The organism is Arthrobacter glacialis (assembly GCF_002909445.1).
In the GTDB taxonomy this organism is placed as follows: domain Bacteria; phylum Actinomycetota; class Actinomycetes; order Actinomycetales; family Micrococcaceae; genus Specibacter; species Specibacter glacialis.
In genome coordinates this window covers 387,999-403,980 of record NZ_PPXC01000001.1, presented here as the reverse complement: position 1 = coordinate 403,980, position 15,982 = coordinate 387,999, and the positions used below count along the sequence as shown (strand labels likewise).

Annotated in this window: 14 protein-coding genes; 9 read left to right on the top strand and 5 right to left on the bottom strand. The window is 65.1% G+C overall.

Annotation, left to right across the window (positions count from 1 at the left end; translation table 11 throughout):
* Positions 1 to 122: 122 nt before the first annotated feature.
* Positions 123 to 857 (bottom strand): NUDIX hydrolase, encoded by a 735-nt coding sequence (locus CVS27_RS01800; protein WP_207767424.1) that lies wholly within the window; start codon positions 855 to 857, stop codon positions 123 to 125.
* A 106-nt stretch (positions 858 to 963) separates the two neighbouring features.
* On the opposite strand from CVS27_RS01800, the gene CVS27_RS01795 reads away from it, so the two are divergent.
* Positions 964 to 2,007, top strand: a complete 1,044-nt coding sequence (locus CVS27_RS01795; protein WP_103464015.1) for an SPFH domain-containing protein — start codon at positions 964 to 966, stop codon at positions 2,005 to 2,007.
* 7 nt (positions 2,008 to 2,014) lie between these two features.
* Positions 2,015 to 2,911: a diacylglycerol kinase catalytic domain-containing protein gene (locus CVS27_RS01790; protein WP_103464014.1), complete on the top strand. Its 897-nt coding sequence runs from the start codon at positions 2,015 to 2,017 to the stop codon at positions 2,909 to 2,911.
* Positions 2,912 to 2,950: 39 nt separating this feature from the next.
* Here CVS27_RS01790 and CVS27_RS01785 read toward each other — a convergent pair whose 3' ends face one another.
* On the bottom strand, positions 2,951 to 3,595 hold the full coding sequence (locus tag CVS27_RS01785; protein WP_103464013.1) for an MBL fold metallo-hydrolase: 645 nt from the start codon (positions 3,593 to 3,595) through the stop codon (positions 2,951 to 2,953).
* 159 nt (positions 3,596 to 3,754) lie between these two features.
* On the opposite strand from CVS27_RS01785, the gene CVS27_RS01780 reads away from it, so the two are divergent.
* From CVS27_RS01780 to CVS27_RS01760, 5 genes are all read left to right on the top strand, one after another.
* On the top strand, positions 3,755 to 4,492 hold the full coding sequence (locus CVS27_RS01780; RefSeq protein ID WP_103464012.1) for a response regulator transcription factor: 738 nt from the start codon (positions 3,755 to 3,757) through the stop codon (positions 4,490 to 4,492).
* A complete protein-coding gene (locus CVS27_RS01775; RefSeq protein WP_103464011.1) occupies positions 4,483 to 6,051 on the top strand; it encodes a sensor histidine kinase in 1,569 nt (522 codons plus the stop codon). The genes CVS27_RS01780 and CVS27_RS01775 overlap by 10 nt, the downstream gene beginning before the upstream one ends.
* Positions 6,052 to 6,079: 28 nt before the next feature.
* On the top strand, positions 6,080 to 6,721 hold the full coding sequence (locus CVS27_RS01770) for a hypothetical protein (protein WP_103464010.1): 642 nt from the start codon (positions 6,080 to 6,082) through the stop codon (positions 6,719 to 6,721).
* A gap of 73 nt (positions 6,722 to 6,794) precedes the next feature.
* A complete protein-coding gene (locus CVS27_RS01765) occupies positions 6,795 to 7,499 on the top strand; it encodes a YcnI family copper-binding membrane protein (RefSeq protein ID WP_103464009.1) in 705 nt (234 codons plus the stop codon).
* Between the two features lie 134 nt (positions 7,500 to 7,633).
* Positions 7,634 to 8,290, top strand: coding sequence for a DUF4232 domain-containing protein (locus CVS27_RS01760; RefSeq protein WP_103464008.1), 657 nt, complete (start codon positions 7,634 to 7,636; stop codon positions 8,288 to 8,290).
* A 39-nt stretch (positions 8,291 to 8,329) separates the two neighbouring features.
* Here the strand turns inward: CVS27_RS01760 and CVS27_RS01755 are convergent, their stop codons facing one another.
* A complete protein-coding gene (locus CVS27_RS01755) occupies positions 8,330 to 8,863 on the bottom strand; it encodes a hypothetical protein (protein WP_103464007.1) in 534 nt (177 codons plus the stop codon).
* Positions 8,864 to 9,105: 242 nt separating this feature from the next.
* Between CVS27_RS01755 and CVS27_RS01750 the strand changes: the two genes are divergently transcribed.
* Positions 9,106 to 13,974, top strand: coding sequence for an ATP-dependent helicase (locus CVS27_RS01750; RefSeq protein ID WP_207767423.1), 4,869 nt, complete (start codon positions 9,106 to 9,108; stop codon positions 13,972 to 13,974).
* Positions 13,967 to 14,809, top strand: a complete 843-nt coding sequence (locus tag CVS27_RS01745; RefSeq protein ID WP_103464005.1) for a DNA-formamidopyrimidine glycosylase family protein — start codon at positions 13,967 to 13,969, stop codon at positions 14,807 to 14,809. The genes CVS27_RS01750 and CVS27_RS01745 overlap by 8 nt, the downstream gene beginning before the upstream one ends.
* Here CVS27_RS01745 and CVS27_RS01740 read toward each other — a convergent pair.
* On the bottom strand, positions 14,799 to 15,242 hold the full coding sequence (locus CVS27_RS01740; protein WP_103464004.1) for a GNAT family N-acetyltransferase: 444 nt from the start codon (positions 15,240 to 15,242) through the stop codon (positions 14,799 to 14,801). The two genes, CVS27_RS01745 and CVS27_RS01740, sit on opposite strands and share 11 nt — an antisense overlap.
* A gap of 32 nt (positions 15,243 to 15,274) precedes the next feature.
* A complete protein-coding gene (locus CVS27_RS01735; protein ID WP_103464003.1) occupies positions 15,275 to 15,925 on the bottom strand; it encodes a maleylpyruvate isomerase family mycothiol-dependent enzyme in 651 nt (216 codons plus the stop codon).
* Positions 15,926 to 15,982: the final 57 nt, after the last annotated feature.

The following is a 15,982-nucleotide window of genomic DNA, read 5'->3' as shown; positions in this document are numbered from 1 at the left end:
CTGTCATGGGGCGAAGTTTCGCCTGGACTCGCCAACGGCCAGTATAGGACACAGGTCACATTCGGGAACCTTTCAGTAAATGTCTAGCTGAATGCCAGCAAAAAAGTTGGAAGCCGCCAGCCTCAGCCGTGCGGGCGCATGAGCGGCGGGTTCAGCACGGCACGCGTTGGCTGACCTGCCGAGGCCCGAGCCGCGGGCGCCAGCCGAAACAGGGCTGCCGGGCGTCCGGCGTCGCCCATGAACATCTGGCCGGTGTCCTCCAGGAATCCAGGGGTGCCTGTGGCTTTGCGGTGGAAGTTCCGCGGATCCAAGCGGGTGCCCCAGACGGCTTCATACACGGCGCGGAGCTGAGCAATGGTGAATTCCTCGCCGCAAAACGCAGCCCCCAGCGGCGAATACTCGAGCTTCGATTTTGCCCGCTCCACGGCATCGTCAAGAATCTGCCTGTGGTCGAAGGCGAGCTCCAAACTGCCGTCCATGACGTTGCCAACCGGATACCACGCGGCATGTTCGGCGTCGCTCCCTGCCGCCAATACGGGGAAGTTCGGCGCCATTAGGAGGTGCGCCACCGTGAGTACATCCCCACGGGGATCGCGCCCTGCAGGACCATAACTCCCCAACTGCTCCAAATGCCCGGGGACTTGCTCCACGCCGGTCTCCTCCGCCAACTCACGCCGCGCCGCCGCGACTAGGTCCTCAGCGGCCAGTACAAATCCTCCCGGCAACGCCAGCGTCCCCCGGAAGGGCTCGAGGAGGCGGGTAATGAGCAGCACGTGCAGGGCGCCGCCGAGGATGGTGAGTGCGACGACGTCGACAGTCACCGGGAAGCGCGCAGGCGCCGGGTATGAATCAGGCATGAACCCATCGTAGATACTTATCGTCACATTGACAATAAGTAAGCAGTGGTCCTATAGTTTTATTATCGTCAAAGTGACGACAACTAAAGAATTCAAGGAGCACCTCATGGCCAGCATCAAGCGCTACCCCTGGATCAGCCACTTCTTGGGCAGCCCCACCGGCTACGTGGTGCACCTGCAAAAAGGCGCAGTCAAGCACCAGGGCGTGGGCCAAGCTTTCTGGTTCCGGCCGGCAAATTCCGTGTTGAGCGAGGTCCCCGTTGACGATCAGGAACTGCCCACCCTTTTCCACGCCATCACCCGCGACCACCAGGACGTCAGCGTCCAGGCCAACGTGACCTACCGCTTCATCGACCCCGTTTCCGTCTCCAGCCGCCTCGACTTCGGCCTCCAGGGCGCAGGCGCACCTCCCGCCGCCGGCAAGGAACAGGTGGCCACCATCATTGGCCAGCTCTGCCAAAGCCATGCGATCGACCAAATCGCCGCCACCACCCTGGCCCAGGCACTGGAACACGGTGTCAGCCAGCTCCGCAACGTCCTCACCGAGGCTCTCCGCACGGACAGCAGGCTCATGTCCACCGGCATCGAGATCCTCGGAGTGCAGGTTCTGGCGGTCCGCCCGGAGTCCGACGTGGAACGCGCCCTGCAGACCCCGGTCCGGGAACAGCTCCAGGCCGAAGCCGACCGGGCCGTGTACGAACGCCGGGCAGTCGCCGTCGAACGCGAACGGACCATCTCCGAAAATGAAATGGCCAGCCAGATTGAACTGGCCACCCGGCGCGAAAACCTGGTCACCCAGGAAGGCATCAACTCACGCAGGGAGGCCGAGGAGCGCGCCGCCGCCGGACTCATCCAGGCCCATGCTGCCGCAGAACGCCAGGGAATCAGCGCCACCGCGGAGGCAAACCAGGTTCGCATCGTGGGTGAAGCCGCCGCAGCCAAAGAGGCCGCCACCATGGAGGTCTACCAGGGCATGGACCAAGCCACCTTGCTGGCCCTGGCCTTCCGCGAGGCCGCCGGATCACTGCCCAACATCGGCAACCTCACCATCACACCGGACCTCCTGAGCGGCGCACTGGCCGGCCTGTTCAAGGACGCTCCGGCAGTCCAGCCCCAACCAGCCGCTGTGACAGCCCGCAACGAAAGGTAAGCCCGCCATGCCAACCCGCCGCCTTGTCATTGTCTACCGGCGCACCGAGCTGCAAGAACTCCTGGACCGGCACGCCACCCGCGGTCAGGCCGAGTTTTTCCTGCGCACCCGCGGCCGCACCATCAACGACGTCCAGGAACGCCATGAGCATCTCATGACAGCCTTGGCCACTGTCCGCGCGGCCATTCCGGCCGAGTGGCGCCGTGCCGAGGTGGAACGTGCAGACCTCAGCAGGTTCATGCTCACCCCCGAGGACATCATCGCCGTGGTGGGCCAGGACGGGCTCGTGGCCAACGTGGCCAAGTACCTCAACGGCCAGCCCGTCCTGGGTATCGACCCCGAGCCCGGTGTGAATCCGGGTATCCTAGTGCGGCATTCACCCGCCGCCGCAGCCCGGTTGCTGCAGGTCCTGAACCAGACAGCTGGCTTGGAGCAGTTGCGCTGCGAGGAGCTTGCCACCGTGACGGCCCGGCTCGACGACGGCCAGGAGCTCTCCGGGCTCAATGAGGTCTTCATTGGACACGCCTCACACCAGTCGGCCCGCTATCAACTCACGACGGCGGACGGCCGGGCCGAGCGCCATTCCTCCTCCGGGCTGATCGTGTCCACGGGCACTGGCGCCACTGGCTGGTGCGCATCCATCGCCCTCGAACGCGGCGGGCGCGCCCTGCCGGCCCCCACGTCACCTCAGCTCGCATGGTTTGTTCGCGAGGCCTGGCCCTCCCCCATCACCGGAACGTCCCTGACCGAGGGAGTGCTGGAAGCAGGTGAATCCCTGCGCATCACTGTGGCCTCCGATCAACTGGTGGTGTTTGGCGACGGCATGGAGGATGACCGTCTGACCGCCTCCTGGGGCCAGGAAATCAGCGTCCAGGTGGGCGAACGGCCGCTCCGGCTCCTGTAACGAATCCAAGACGATTCCTCCAAGGACCTCCAGCAGGCCCTATTGCGGACCCGCCAGCAAGCCCTTCAATGCGCCAAAGGGGTTGGCCACCTCGGCACCGTGGGAGAACAACACCCGCTCCGCGTGGAGTGCCGCTATACGAATAAGCGACTCCTGTGCCTGGTCCAGGTCGTGAGTGAATGCTTCGGGTGACCGGCGAATGACAGACCCATCGCTGCCCGCCACATCACCGGGGAACAGCAATGAACTCTGCGCATGGAACAGGCTGCGGTGGCCTGGCGTATGTCCCGGAGTTGCCAACGCAACGAGCCCTCGAACTGGTGCTCCTTCCGCGAGCGCCCGTAAGCCTGTTTCATGCGGAATCTGGGCGTGATCCTCAACGCCGGCCCAGACAAGAGGGTTATGGGTCATCCCCCAAATGTCAGCAAGTCCGCCAATGTGGTCCAGGTGTGAGTGCGTAAGAACAATGTCACTGATGTCCCGCCATGAGGCGTCGATTCCCGCCAGAGCTTCGCCGATCAGCCCCACGCTGCCGGGCATGCCCGTGTCGATGAGGACAACCCCATCGGGATGGGGAACCAGGAAGCAGCGAACGTCAAAATCGAGGGGTTCCGGACCTGCGACTCCCGCTGGCACATGGACATCCATGATGACAGCTTGAACGGCTGAATTGTCAGTTTCCATGGTGCCACCCCTGAGTCCTGGATAAGTTTCCTTCAGTATGGGCGCCTGCCGTACCGACGGCAACGCCGAACAAAGACATTGGGCGGCCCGGAAACAGGGCACAGAGAACACTCGGGAATCATTCAGTAAACGTCGGGGTGGATGCCAGAGAATGGAGTCATGGCCCTTCCCACTCCAGCATCAGCAACCCCCAAGCTCAGCCGGGCAGACGGCGAACCCATCCGCGCCCTGGTGGTGGATGACGAACCGGAACTGGCTGACTTGATGCGCCGGGGCCTGGAAATTATCGGCTGGGAAGTGGCCGTGGCCCACGACGGCTTCGAGGCGTTAAAGATTTCGCGCGAGTTCATGCCCGATGTTCTGGTCCTGGATGTCATGATGCCGGGCATGGACGGGGTAGAACTGCTGCAGCGGATCCGCACCATCTACCCCGACGTGCCGGCGCTGTTCCTGACGGCCAAGGACGCTGTGGCGGACAAAGTCACGGGCCTCCAGGCTGGCGGCGACGACTACGTCAGCAAACCCTTCAGCATGAAGGAAGTTCTGCTCAGGCTCCACCGGATCGTCCAGCGCTCAGGCATCATGGCCCCGCAGTTCGCCCTGCTGAGCGTGGGGGATTTGACCCTGAACAAGGACACGAAGGTGGTCCAGCGCAGTGGTGTGGACATTTCGCTGACCACCACGGAGTTTGAACTATTGAAGTTCCTCATGGAGAACCCCCGCCACGTCTTGAGTAAGTCACGCATTCTGGACCGCGTGTGGAACTACGATTTCGGTGGCCAAAGCAACATTGTGGAACTCTACATCTCCTACCTCCGCAAGAAAGTCGACGCCGAGCAGGAACCCATGATTCACACCGTTCGAGGCTCCGGCTATGTGATCAAGCCATGCCTGTAAACAACCTCAAATTCACCCAGGCCCGGGCCCTCCTGCACCCCGGCAGCTGGCATCTGAGCACCCGCCTCGTGGCGATCATGCTGGCCCTGCTGACAGTCATCTGCGCCCTGGTGGGCCTAGTCAGCTACACCACCTTGAGCGTCACGGTGAACAACCAGCTGGACTCTTCACTTCAGCAGGCCGCCGTGCGCACCACAGCCTTTTATACCGGCTCCGGCCAGTCCCCCAACGGCGCCCTGCCCGACCCCCTCAACGCCCGCGCCACCAGCGCCGGCCAGCTCAGCGCAGTCCTGAGCAACGGTGTGGTCCACTATGCAGGAATCCTTTCCGGCTCCGGCACGCGCCAGCAGCTGACAACGGCCGACGCCGACATCCTGGCCGGGCTGTCCACCAACGGCGACCTCAGCACCAAGCGGCTCTCCCTGGGCGAATACCGGCTCCAGGCGCAGGCCGTCCCCAACGGTGACATCCTCATCACGGGCCTGCCCCTGGCCGCCACCCAACAGACCTTGAACACACTGGTGCTGTCCATTGTTCTGGTCTCCCTGGCCGGGCTCATGGTCCTGGGCTGGGCCGGCACAGTCATCATCCGGCGCAACATGCGCCCACTGGCCCAGCTCTCGGACACCGCCACCAAGGTTGCCACGCTAAGGCTCGACGCCGGTGAGGTCGCCTTGAGCGCCCGGGTCCCGGAGAATGCTGCACGCCCCGGCACCGAGGTGGGCAATGTGGGGAACGCCTTCAATGCCATGCTGGAGAACGTATCCCACGCCTTGGAGGCCAGGCAGCGCAGCGAAACCAAACTGCGACGTTTTGTTGCCGATGCAAGCCATGAACTGCGCACACCGCTGACGGCCATTCGCGGCTATGCGGAGCTGCTGTCCATGACGGAACCCCTCAGCACCGACGGCCAAACATCCCTGAGCCGGGTGCAGGACCAGTCGGTGCGCATGAGCCGCCTGGTGGAAGATCTGCTCACCCTGGCCAGGCTGGATGAAGCCCAGCAGGGTCCCAAAGGCGTCGCGGGGCAGAAACATGGCGCCCCAGCCGCGCCCGTCAACATGAGCCCGCTGGTCATGGAGGCCGTGAATGACATCCAGATGGTCAACGACGACCACCAGTGGAGCTTCACGGTCCCCGACGAGCCGGTTGACGTTTCATGTGACGACACATCCCTGCGCCAGGTGCTCCTGAACCTGCTGGCCAACGCCGCCAAACACACCCCTGCCGGAACAACCGTCCACACCTCCTTGTCCCAAACCGCTGACGGCACCTGCGTGCTCGACGTCAGTGACAACGGCCCCGGCATTGACGCTGCCTTCCAAGAGGTCATCTTTGACAGGTTTTCACGCGCAGACCAGGCCCGCACCGCCACCGCCGGCAGCACCGGCTTGGGCCTGAGCATTGTGCAGGGGCTGGTGCGCTCACACGGCGGCACAGTGACCGTGACCAGCGCGCCAGGCCACACCACTTTCACTGTGCGCCTGCCCGGCGTTTTTCACCGCGGGGCTCCCTCGGAAACCCCAGGTGCAAGGAACGGAAATTCCTCGATAAGCTAGGACAGTTGTCCGAGTCGAAGGGAGCAGTGTGCACAACGCTCCTTTCAGGTTGCTCCGGACCGTTTCCGTTGGCGCCACAGTTCTTGGCTTGGCCGCCGGGGCACACCTTGTGGCAGGTGGCACCTTGCCCGCACCAGGCATCATGGTTGCGCTCCTGGCGCTGCACGTGCTGTGCTCAACCGTTGCCACACATTTCCGACTAACCCTGCCGGCCATGGTTGCCTTGTTGGGCAGCAGCCAGGTGGTGTTGCACCAGGCGTTTGAAACGCTTTCCCACAGCGCCACGGCAGCTCCCGGGACTGCGGGCCTGCATCAGCACGGCCTGTCCGCGGAAGCGAACACGGCAGCTCTGCTGGCAGCGGTGAACACCACGGCAGCACCGGGTCTGGAACACCTGGGCCACGCCGGGGCAATGTCCGGCTGGATGTGGGCAGCCCACATCACGGCCACACTGGCCACAGCCACGCTGCTGGCCTACGGCGAAAACGCACTCTGGTCCCTCGCCAACTGGCTTCGACCGCTCTACCAGCGTGCCGCCGTCGTCCATGTCCTGCGGGTACAAAGTGCCCGCCCCAGAGTCATTCCGCGCCCCCTCCCCCGGCTGCCGTGGCGCAATCTGCGCCCCGACACGCGCCGCGGGCCACCCGCGCCGGCAACAATTTTCGCCTAGCACCCTTCGAACAACTCGCAGGGTGTCATTCCCCCTGTACTTTGCGCCCTTGCGCGTTCGAAAGGTTTCACCCATGCGTATTTCCCGTACCCTCAAGACCACTCTTGCCGTTGGCGCCACCACGTCCCTGATGATGCTGGGGCTGGGCAGTGCCTCCGCCCACGTCAGCGCCACCCCCACCGAAACAGCCGCCGGCGCCTACTCGCTGGTGACATTCTCGGTAGGCCACGGCTGCGAAGGATCCCCCACCACCGCCGTCACCATCACCTTGCCCGATGAGCTCAACGACGCCACGCCCACGGTCAACCCGAACTGGACCATCACCACGGCCCAGCAAAAGCTGGAAACCCCACGGACCCTGGCCAACGGCAGCAAGATCAGTGAGCGCACCGAGTCCATCACCTACACGGCCAAGACACCGCTGGCCGACCACCAGCGCGACACGTTCACCTTGTCGGTGCAATTGCCCGAAACGGCCGGAACTACCTTGCATTTCCCCACCTTGCAGACATGTGAAACCGGCCAGACGGACTGGAAGGAAATCCCTGCCGCTGGTGCCGACCACGATTCCGTGAAAGCCCCGGCACCCGAACTGACCGTCACTGCCGCGGTGGCGCAGGACGCCCACGACGGCCACGATGCTGCTGCTTCTGTTGCTTCTTCCGCTTCCGCGAGCGACGCCGGAACCACCTGGCCGGCCTGGCTGGGCCTGGGTGCCGGGCTGGCCGGGCTGATCCTCGGTGGCCTGGCATTCTGGCGCACCAGCCGCAAGGCATAACCGCCCCTTTTCGCTCCATCCCGCGGGGCAGCCAGCTTTGACGCTGACCTGCTGCCCCGCGGGACGAGTTTCAGCTACGGGGCTTTACGGCGGGGCCGGTTGACTCGGGAACCTCTGACGGCAAAAGTGGAGGCATGACTTCCGCTCAGCGCACCCACACCGGCCGATTCCGCAACAGTCAGGCACTCGCCTTGCTCGCAGTCCTCGGCATAGGGGCATCATTGACAGCGTGTGGCCCGCAGAACACCCCGCCGACTCCCGAAGCTTCCAGTTCCAGGCCCAGCGCAACGGCAACCGCCAGCAGCACTGAAGGGACGCCGTCGTCCGCGCCAACCGCGGCCCCCAGCACCTCGGCGAGCACACCGGCAGCCACTCCACTATGCACGGCTGCATTCTTGACGGGCTCACTGGATGATTCGGGCGGCGGCGCGGCGGGGCACATTTTCATGAAGTTGATCGTGGCCAATTCTTCCGGCGCGGATTGCATCTTGGATGGCTATCCCGGGGTTTCCATGGTCCAGGCCGGCAGCATCACGCCCATCGGCGCGCCGGCCGAACGTGACCCGCAGGCACCTTCCAACGGGCCCATCACGCTGGCGCCGGGGCAAAGCGCAGCAGCAGTTTTGCGCTACACCCAGGCCGGCAACTACCAGGACTGCCAGCAAGTTCAGGCCGATTCAGTTCTGGTCTACCCACCGAGCGCAACCGACAGCCTGGCGATCCCCCACGCTTTGACGGCGTGCAGCAATGACGCCATCAAGCTGCTGAGCATCGGAGCGTTCCAGCCGTAGGTTTATGCACGCTCGTTTGCGCTTGCTGGTTTGCGCACGCTAGGGGCGGAGTGCTTCTTCGGGATCAAACTCTTCGAAGGAGCCAATGAATCCGGGGTCGCTGTCCTGCGATTCCCGGCGGGTTCCGTGGCGCAGCACGTAGAGTTTGTTGGCGGCAAAAGCCAGGATGCCAGCCGAGAGCAGGTGAAGTGCGCCGCCCAGAACGTCTGCTTGAATCACCATGGCCAGCAGGCCGGCAAACGCCACGCTGCCGCCCAAAGTCATCAGGAAGCGGAACCGTTCAAACTTGCCGTATGTGACTATTGCCGCGCCAAGCACAACCCAGGGGCCGCAGCCGTGCAGGAAGGGAATCAGGGCGCTTAGCAGGACTCCCAACAGCGTTCCGCCGGCAAGGTACAAGTAGTGATTGCGTGGGGCCAGCCACCATGAGGGGTGCTTCCACAGCCACCCGGCGCTGGCGGCACCAACCACCAGGGTGCCCACAACAAAAACACCGGCAAAGGCGCCATTGCCGCGCCCAGCCACCATGCTGATGGCCCCGGAAACGAGAAACAGCAACGACAAACCAAGCATAGGGACCCAATTGTTCCCAATATGCTTTGTCTTCACTGCCTTGTCCTCCCGGCCATCGTATGCTTCAGGAGTACGGCCAGTCGCGCAACAAAACTATGGACTGGCAACGGCAACCATTGCCACCCCTACCGATTAGATTACCGCTAGGCACAGACACTCGCCGACAGTACGGCGTGTCACGCGCGACACGTCTACCCCGCAGCATGTGACGAGCCGGTGTCCAGTGCCACAATGTCAGTCCAATGCGGCATGATGGAGCCGTGCAAGCAACTTCGCCAACAGCAGTCATGAACCAATTCGCAGCACCCACGCGCGAATGGTTTCTTGGCGCGTTCGGCTCCCCAACACCAGCCCAGTCCGGGGCTTGGGACGCCATTGCCAGCGGCGCACATTCCTTGGTGGTGGCACCCACCGGTTCAGGCAAGACACTCGCCGCCTTCCTGTGGTCCCTGGACGGACTCATTGCCAGGGAAGGTTCGACGGCGGACACCTCCCCTGCACCGGGCTCCCCGGCTTCAGCTGCACCCCCGTTCAAAAAAGGCACCCGTGTCCTGTACATCTCCCCCCTGAAAGCTTTGGGCGTGGACGTGGAGCGGAACCTGCGCGCACCCCTCATTGGGATCACCCAAACCGCTGCCCGGCTGGGTGTGGAAGCACCGCATGTCACCGTGGGAGTCCGCTCCGGGGACACCCCGACCAATGAACGCCGCCGCCTGCTCAGTCATCCCCCGGACATTCTGATCACCACGCCGGAATCCCTGTATTTGATGCTGACGTCCAAGGCGCGCGAAACCCTCACCGACGTGCACACTGTCATCATTGACGAGGTCCACGCGGTGGCCGGCACCAAGCGCGGCGCACATTTGGCTGTTTCGCTGGAACGCCTCGACGCCCTTCTGGACACCCCCGCCCAACGCATTGGCCTGTCCGCCACGGTTGAACCACACTCCACCGTGGCCCGTTTCCTGGGCGGCAACGCACCCGTGACCGTCGTGGCCCCGCCCAGCACCAAAAACTGGAACCTGGCCGTCACCGTACCCGTTGCGGATATGACAGAGTTGCCTGCGCTGGCCGCTGCCCACGATCTTGGCCCGGCTTCCGGCCTTGCGCCCAATGCCTCCATCTGGCCGCATGTGGAGGAAAAAATTGTGGACGCCGTGCTGGCCAAGAAATCCACCATCATCTTCGCCAACTCGCGCCGACTGGCCGAGCGGCTCACAGGCAGACTCAACGAGATTTACGTGGAGCGGCTGGAACTTGCTTCCCTGACAGGCGCGACCGAGGCCGACGTCGAACCCTCCCCGGCGCAACAGTGGCGGTCCGCGCCTGAGTCAGGGCCGTCCCCCACGAGGCTGCCGGCGGAAATGATGGCGCAGGCCGGCTCCGTGGCCGGTGCACCCAACGTGCTGGCGAAGGCGCACCACGGATCGGTGTCCAAGGAGCAGCGGGCGCTCATTGAGGACGATCTCAAGTCCGGGCGCTTGCGTGCCGTGGTGGCCACCTCCAGCCTGGAATTGGGCATTGACATGGGCGCCGTGGACCTGGTGATTCAGGTGGAGTCGCCGCCGTCGGTGGCCAGCGGTTTGCAGCGTGTGGGCCGCGCAGGGCACCAGGTGGGCGAGATTTCCGACGGAATCTTGTTCCCCAAGCACAGGGCCGATCTGCTGCACTCGGCCGTGACCGTGGAGCGGATGCTGGCCGGCCAAATAGAGCCGCTCTCCATCCCGGCAAACCCGCTGGATATTTTGGCCCAGCAAACCGTGGCCGCCACGGCGCTGGAGCCTCTGGATGTGGACGAATGGTTTGACACCGTTCGCCGCAGTGCGCCATTTTTGGCCCTGCCGCGTTCGGCCTTTGACGCCACCTTGGATCTGCTGGCAGGGCGGTACCCCTCCGATGAGTTTGCCGAGCTGCGCCCGCGCATCGTCTGGGACAGGACGGCCGGCACCATCACTGGACGGCCCGGAGCGCAACGGCTGGCCGTCACCTCCGGCGGGACCATCCCGGACCGTGGCCTGTTTGGCGTGTTCATTATTGGTTCGGAGGAACCAGGGGCCGCCGGGGCAGCCAACAAGGGCGGGCGCCGCGTGGGCGAACTCGACGAGGAGATGGTCTACGAATCCCGGGTGGGCGACGTGTTTGCCCTGGGTGCCACGAGCTGGAAGATTGAGGACATCACCTTTGACCGGGTGCTGGTCTCCCCCGCGTTTGGCCAGCCGGGCAAGCTGCCATTTTGGAAGGGCGATTCCCTGGGGCGCCCGGTGGAGCTGGGCAAGGCGCTGGGTGCTTTCATCCGAGAGGTCAGTGCGGCGCCACGCAAAAAGGCGCTGGCCAGGTGCACGGCCACGGGCCTGGACGAATGGGCCGCCAACAACCTGCTGGGCTACCTGGATGAGCAAAAGGCCGCCACCACACAGGTCCCCGATGACAAGACACTCATGGTGGAACGCTTCCATGACGAGCTGGGCGACTGGCGTGTGGTCCTGCACAGCCCCTTCGGCATGCCGGTCCACGCCCCGTGGGCCTTGGCCGTGGCCGCCCGGCTGCACGAACGCTACGGCTTGGACGGCTCAGCCATGGCGTCCGACGACGGCATTGTGCTGCGGGTGCCCCTCATGGACGACGAACCGCCGGGCGCAGAACTGTTCATCTTTGAACCCGATGAACTGGATGGGATTGTCACGGCGGAGGTGGGCGGCTCGGCCCTTTTTGCCAGCCGCTTCCGCGAATGCGCCGCCCGGGCACTGCTGCTGCCCCGGCAAAACCCCGGCAAGCGCTCGCCCCTGTGGCAGCAGCGCCAACGCTCCGCCCAACTGTTGGATGTGGCGCGGAAGTACCCGCAGTTCCCCATCGTGCTGGAAACAGTGCGCGAATGCCTGCAGGATGTATACGACCTCCCCGCGCTGAAGGCCATCGCCACCAGCATTGAGCGCCGCGAGCTGCGCATGGTGGAAACCACCACCAGCGAGCCCTCCCCCTTTGCCCGCTCGCTGCTCTTTGGGTATGTGGCCAGCTTCCTCTATGAGGGCGATTCCCCGCTGGCCGAGCGACGCGCGGCAGCACTGTCCCTGGACCCCGCGCTGCTGGATGAGCTGCTGGGCAGGGCCGAGCTGCGCGAACTCCTGGACCCCGGCGTCATTGCCACCACCGAAGCCCAGCTGCAGCGCCTCGCCGGCAGTGGCAAGGACAGCGACCGCCGCGCCCGCGGACTCGAAGGCGTGGCGGACCTGCTGCGCCTCTTGGGCCCGCTCACCGTCAGCGAGGTTGCCGCGAGGCTTGTCCCGTCCAGCGATGCGGGGAGCAACGACGCCGGGACTTTGCCCGAGCCTGCTGCCTCGGCTGAGCATCTCGCCGAGTCCGCCGCGCACCTGGCCGAACTCGTCTCCGCGAACCGCGCCCTGCGCGTGAACATGGCGGGCGAGGAACGGTTCGCCGCCATCGAGGACGCGGCCCGGCTGCGCGACGCCCTTGGCATCCCGCTGCCCATGGGCGTGCCGCTGGCATTCATCGAACCCGTGGCCGATCCGCTCGGGGACCTCATAGGCCGCTATGCCCGCACCCACGGCCCCTTCACCGCGGCGGACGTGGCCGCTCGGCTGGGCCTTGGGGTCGCCGTCGTCCATTCAGGATTGGCCCGGCTCGCAACAGACAAACGCGTCACCGAGGGTGAGTTTTTGCCGGCTGGTTTCGCACGCCCCGATGGCGGCTCCGAGTGGTGCGACATTCAGGTGTTGCGGCAGCTGCGCAGCCGGTCCCTCGCCGCGTTGCGGGCGGAGGTTGAGCCCGTGGACGCCAGCACTTTTGCGCGGTTCCTGCCCGCCTGGCAGCACGTCACGGCGGCATCCAACGCACCAGCCTTACGAGGTTTGGACGGCGTGCTGACAGTGGTTGACCAACTGGCGGGGGTGCCCATTCCGGCGTCGGCGTGGGAGCAGCTGGTGTTGGCGGCGCGGGTGGCGGACTACCGTCCGGCCATGCTGGATGAGCTGACGGCCACGGGCGAGGTCCTGGTCTCCGGCGCCGGCTCCCTGGGTTCCAACGACGGCTGGCTGAGCCTGCATGTGGCCGAATCCGCCGAGCTGACCCTGCCGCCGGCCCAGGATTTCACCCCCGCCGAGCTCCATCAGGGTGTTTTGGCTGCCTTGAGCAACGGGGGCGCGTACTTCTTCCACCAGCTGCGCGAGATGGCCGCCCAAGGCCCCGACGTTGTGCCCTCCGATAACGAGCTCACTGCCGCTTTGTGGGACCTGTTGTGGGCCGGGCTGATCAGCAATGACACGTTTGCCCCTGTTCGTGCCATGTTGGCCGGCGGGCATACGGCGCACAAGCAAAAAGCGCCCCCCTCGCGGCTGCGCCCTGCCCGGGCTGGGCGCTATGGCCGGCTGCCGGGGCGGGCTGCGGGCGCGCAACGCGGGGTTCCCCCGCTGGGTGCCGGCCGCTGGAGCGCACTGCCCACTTCACTGGCTGATCCAACCACGGAGCCCAGCACACAGACCACGCTGCGCAGCCACGCCCTGGCCGAGCTGTTCCTGGACAGGTATGGGGTGGTGACGCGCGGTTCCGTCATGAATCAGGGAATCCCTGGCGGGTTTGGGCTCATGTACAAGGTGCTGGCCCGGCTGGAGGAAACCGGAAAGTGCCGCCGCGGCTACTTCATCGAGCATCTGGGGGCCGCCCAGTTTGCCGTCTCCGCCACCGTGGACAGGCTCCGGACCTTCAGCGAGGACGCAGCCCTGGGCCACCGCGCGCCGCAGGCCTTGGCTCTGGCCGCCACAGACCCCGCCAATCCCTACGGTGCCGCACTGAGCTGGCCGCCACTGGATTCCGGTCACCGACCCGGGCGCAAGGCCGGCGCGCTGGTGGTGATGGTCGACGGCGCACTGGTCCTGTACGTGGAACGCGGCGGGCGCACGCTGCTGTGCTTCAGTGACGATCCGGCCCTCATTTCCCTGGCGGGCGCCGCCCTGGTTCAGGTGGTCAAGCGTGGCGCCATCGACAAGATGGCCATTGAAAAAGTGAACGGCGCCGGGATTCTGGACACCCCCCTGGCAGCGGCGTTGTTGGCTGCCGGAGCCTACAGTTCCCCCAGCGGAGTGCGGATCCGTGCCTGAGGGCGACACCGTCTGGCGGCAGGCCCGGGATCTGCGCGCCGTCCTTGAGGGACAAACCCTGACAGCCACTGACTTCCGGGTGCCTGCGTACGCAACATTGAACTTCAGCGGTCAGCCAGTGACGTCCGTCCAGTCAAGGGGCAAGCACCTGCTCATGATGGTGGGCGGCAGTGCCAATGGAGCCAGAGCTGTCATCCATTCGCATTTGTCCATGGAAGGCCACTGGGACATTTATCCTGTGGCCCCGGGCGGCCGGGCCGGGCGCTGGCGGCGGCCCGCATTCACGGCGCGCGTGGTGCTGCAAACGGAGCTGGCAACGGCGGTGGGGTTTTCTCTGGGCACGCTGGAAGTCCTCACGCCGGCCGAGGCCGCGGCCGCCGTCGGGCATCTTGGGCCTGACCTGCTGGGGCCGGATTGGGACGCGCAGGAGGCCCTGCGCCGTCTGCTTGCCAACCCGGACCAGGCCATTGGACTGGCACTGCTGGATCAACGAAACCTGGCCGGAATCGGCAACATTTACCGCAATGACCTGTGCTTCCTGGGCGGCGTGCACCCTGCTGTTGCAGTGGCCGAGGTGCCAGACTTGCCGCGGATGGTGGCGCTGGCCAAGCGGCTGCTTGAGGCCAACAAGGACAGGTCGTTGCGGTCCACCACGGGCGGTCCGGCGCGGGGCGATGCCGCGGCATGGGTGTACGGGCTGGCCGGGAAACCGTGCAAGCGATGCGGCTCGCTGATCAGGCACGCAACCCTGGCCGATCCGGCAAACCCCGCACGGGCGGCGCGGGACATTTACTGGTGTCCGCGCTGCCAGGCCCCGGCGGTCTCTAGCGTGTGAAGGTGAAGAACGTGACGGGTACGGCGTCAGCACCCTGGGCTCGGTAAAATTCCAACGCACCCGCGTCCTCATTGTCGGCCGGGACAAATACGTCGTAGATGCCTATCCGGGCAGCGCCAGTGCGTAATTCATCCACCAGCCGGGTTGCGACGCCCTGCCGCTGGTGGTCTTCGCGGACCGCAAGATCGTAAATAAACACCTCCGACGACGGGGACCGGGTCATCGGCAGGGTGTGGGCAGTGAGGCCGCCCACCACGTCCGCACCGTCAAATGCCGCCATTGCCCAGAAGGAATCAGTGCCGAGCAGCTTCCGCACGTATTCCTCGGAGAGCGGCGCACTGCCCTCGTCAAAGACCGCAGCCATCATGGCAAACAAAACGGCGGCCACGGCCTCGTCGCCGCGGGCCAACCGTTTGACCTCCAGATCACCCATGGCAACATCATGCCATGGGTGGCGTCTGGCGGTCAGTGCCCGGTACCCATGACCCGTGACTTGAGGATCTGCACGCCGGGTCCCTCCAGCTCCTCGAGGTAGGGCGCGCGTCCGGCCATTGCCATGACCAGGGCCAGGGTCGTCCCGGTGACCAGGGCTCCAACACCAGCAGCGAAGGGCCCGTCGTTTGCCTTCAGCTGCAGGCCTTTGGCGTTGCTGCCGCTGGCCACTGCGAAATTGCGGCTCGCGTAGAATTCCGCAACCGGCGTCAACGCCTCAATCGACGGTGTGCGGGTCAGCCCTAGTGGTTGGCGGATGTCTTGGGCGTGGACAAGGATTTCTCCCAGGTATGCCGGGGTGTGGGACGATGGCGCGAGGCTGCTGTTGATGACGGCACGGAACCGGTCAAGAGTCTCAGCCGGGGTGCTGCCGAGGTGCTCCTGCAGACGGCGTTGATTGTGGATGTCAGGCCGAAAGCGCGCACCCAGCATGCTGCGCATCCATTGCCACTGGCCCACGCTCGCCGCCGCACTCAGATGCGCAACCACCTGTTCAACATCCCACTGCCCGCACAGCGTGTGCAGATGCCATTGCTCAGTGGTGAGTCCGGCCAAATCGTCAGCCAGGGCCGCACGCTCAGCATGCGCAAGGGCCCACAATGTGCTGTCCAAGGGTTTTGCCATGGTTCCGGATTCCTTATTTCAATGTCGGGGCCGCCAGCAACATCCGCTGAAGGCAGC

Bases quoted from the DNA above. Each gene is read 5' to 3' on its own strand.
- CVS27_RS01740 (WP_103464004.1), bottom strand. From the start codon at position 15,242: ATGGGTGATCTGGAGGTCAAACGGTTGGCCCGCGGCGACGAGGCCGTG.
- CVS27_RS01755 (WP_103464007.1), bottom strand. From the start codon at position 8,863: ATGCTTGGTTTGTCGTTGCTGTTTCTCGTTTCCGGGGCCATCAGCATG.
- CVS27_RS01790 (WP_103464014.1), top strand. From the start codon at position 2,015: ATGCCAACCCGCCGCCTTGTCATTGTCTACCGGCGCACCGAGCTGCAA.
- CVS27_RS01780 (WP_103464012.1), top strand. From the start codon at position 3,755: ATGGCCCTTCCCACTCCAGCATCAGCAACCCCCAAGCTCAGCCGGGCA.
- CVS27_RS01735 (WP_103464003.1), bottom strand. From the start codon at position 15,925: ATGGCAAAACCCTTGGACAGCACATTGTGGGCCCTTGCGCATGCTGAG.
- CVS27_RS01760 (WP_103464008.1), top strand. From the start codon at position 7,634: ATGACTTCCGCTCAGCGCACCCACACCGGCCGATTCCGCAACAGTCAG.
- CVS27_RS01800 (WP_207767424.1), bottom strand. From the start codon at position 857: ATGCCTGATTCATACCCGGCGCCTGCGCGCTTCCCGGTGACTGTCGAC.
- CVS27_RS01765 (WP_103464009.1), top strand. From the start codon at position 6,795: ATGCGTATTTCCCGTACCCTCAAGACCACTCTTGCCGTTGGCGCCACC.
- CVS27_RS01750 (WP_207767423.1), top strand. From the start codon at position 9,106: ATGCGGCATGATGGAGCCGTGCAAGCAACTTCGCCAACAGCAGTCATG.
- CVS27_RS01775 (WP_103464011.1), top strand. From the start codon at position 4,483: ATGCCTGTAAACAACCTCAAATTCACCCAGGCCCGGGCCCTCCTGCAC.
- CVS27_RS01785 (WP_103464013.1), bottom strand. From the start codon at position 3,595: ATGGAAACTGACAATTCAGCCGTTCAAGCTGTCATCATGGATGTCCAT.
- CVS27_RS01795 (WP_103464015.1), top strand. From the start codon at position 964: ATGGCCAGCATCAAGCGCTACCCCTGGATCAGCCACTTCTTGGGCAGC.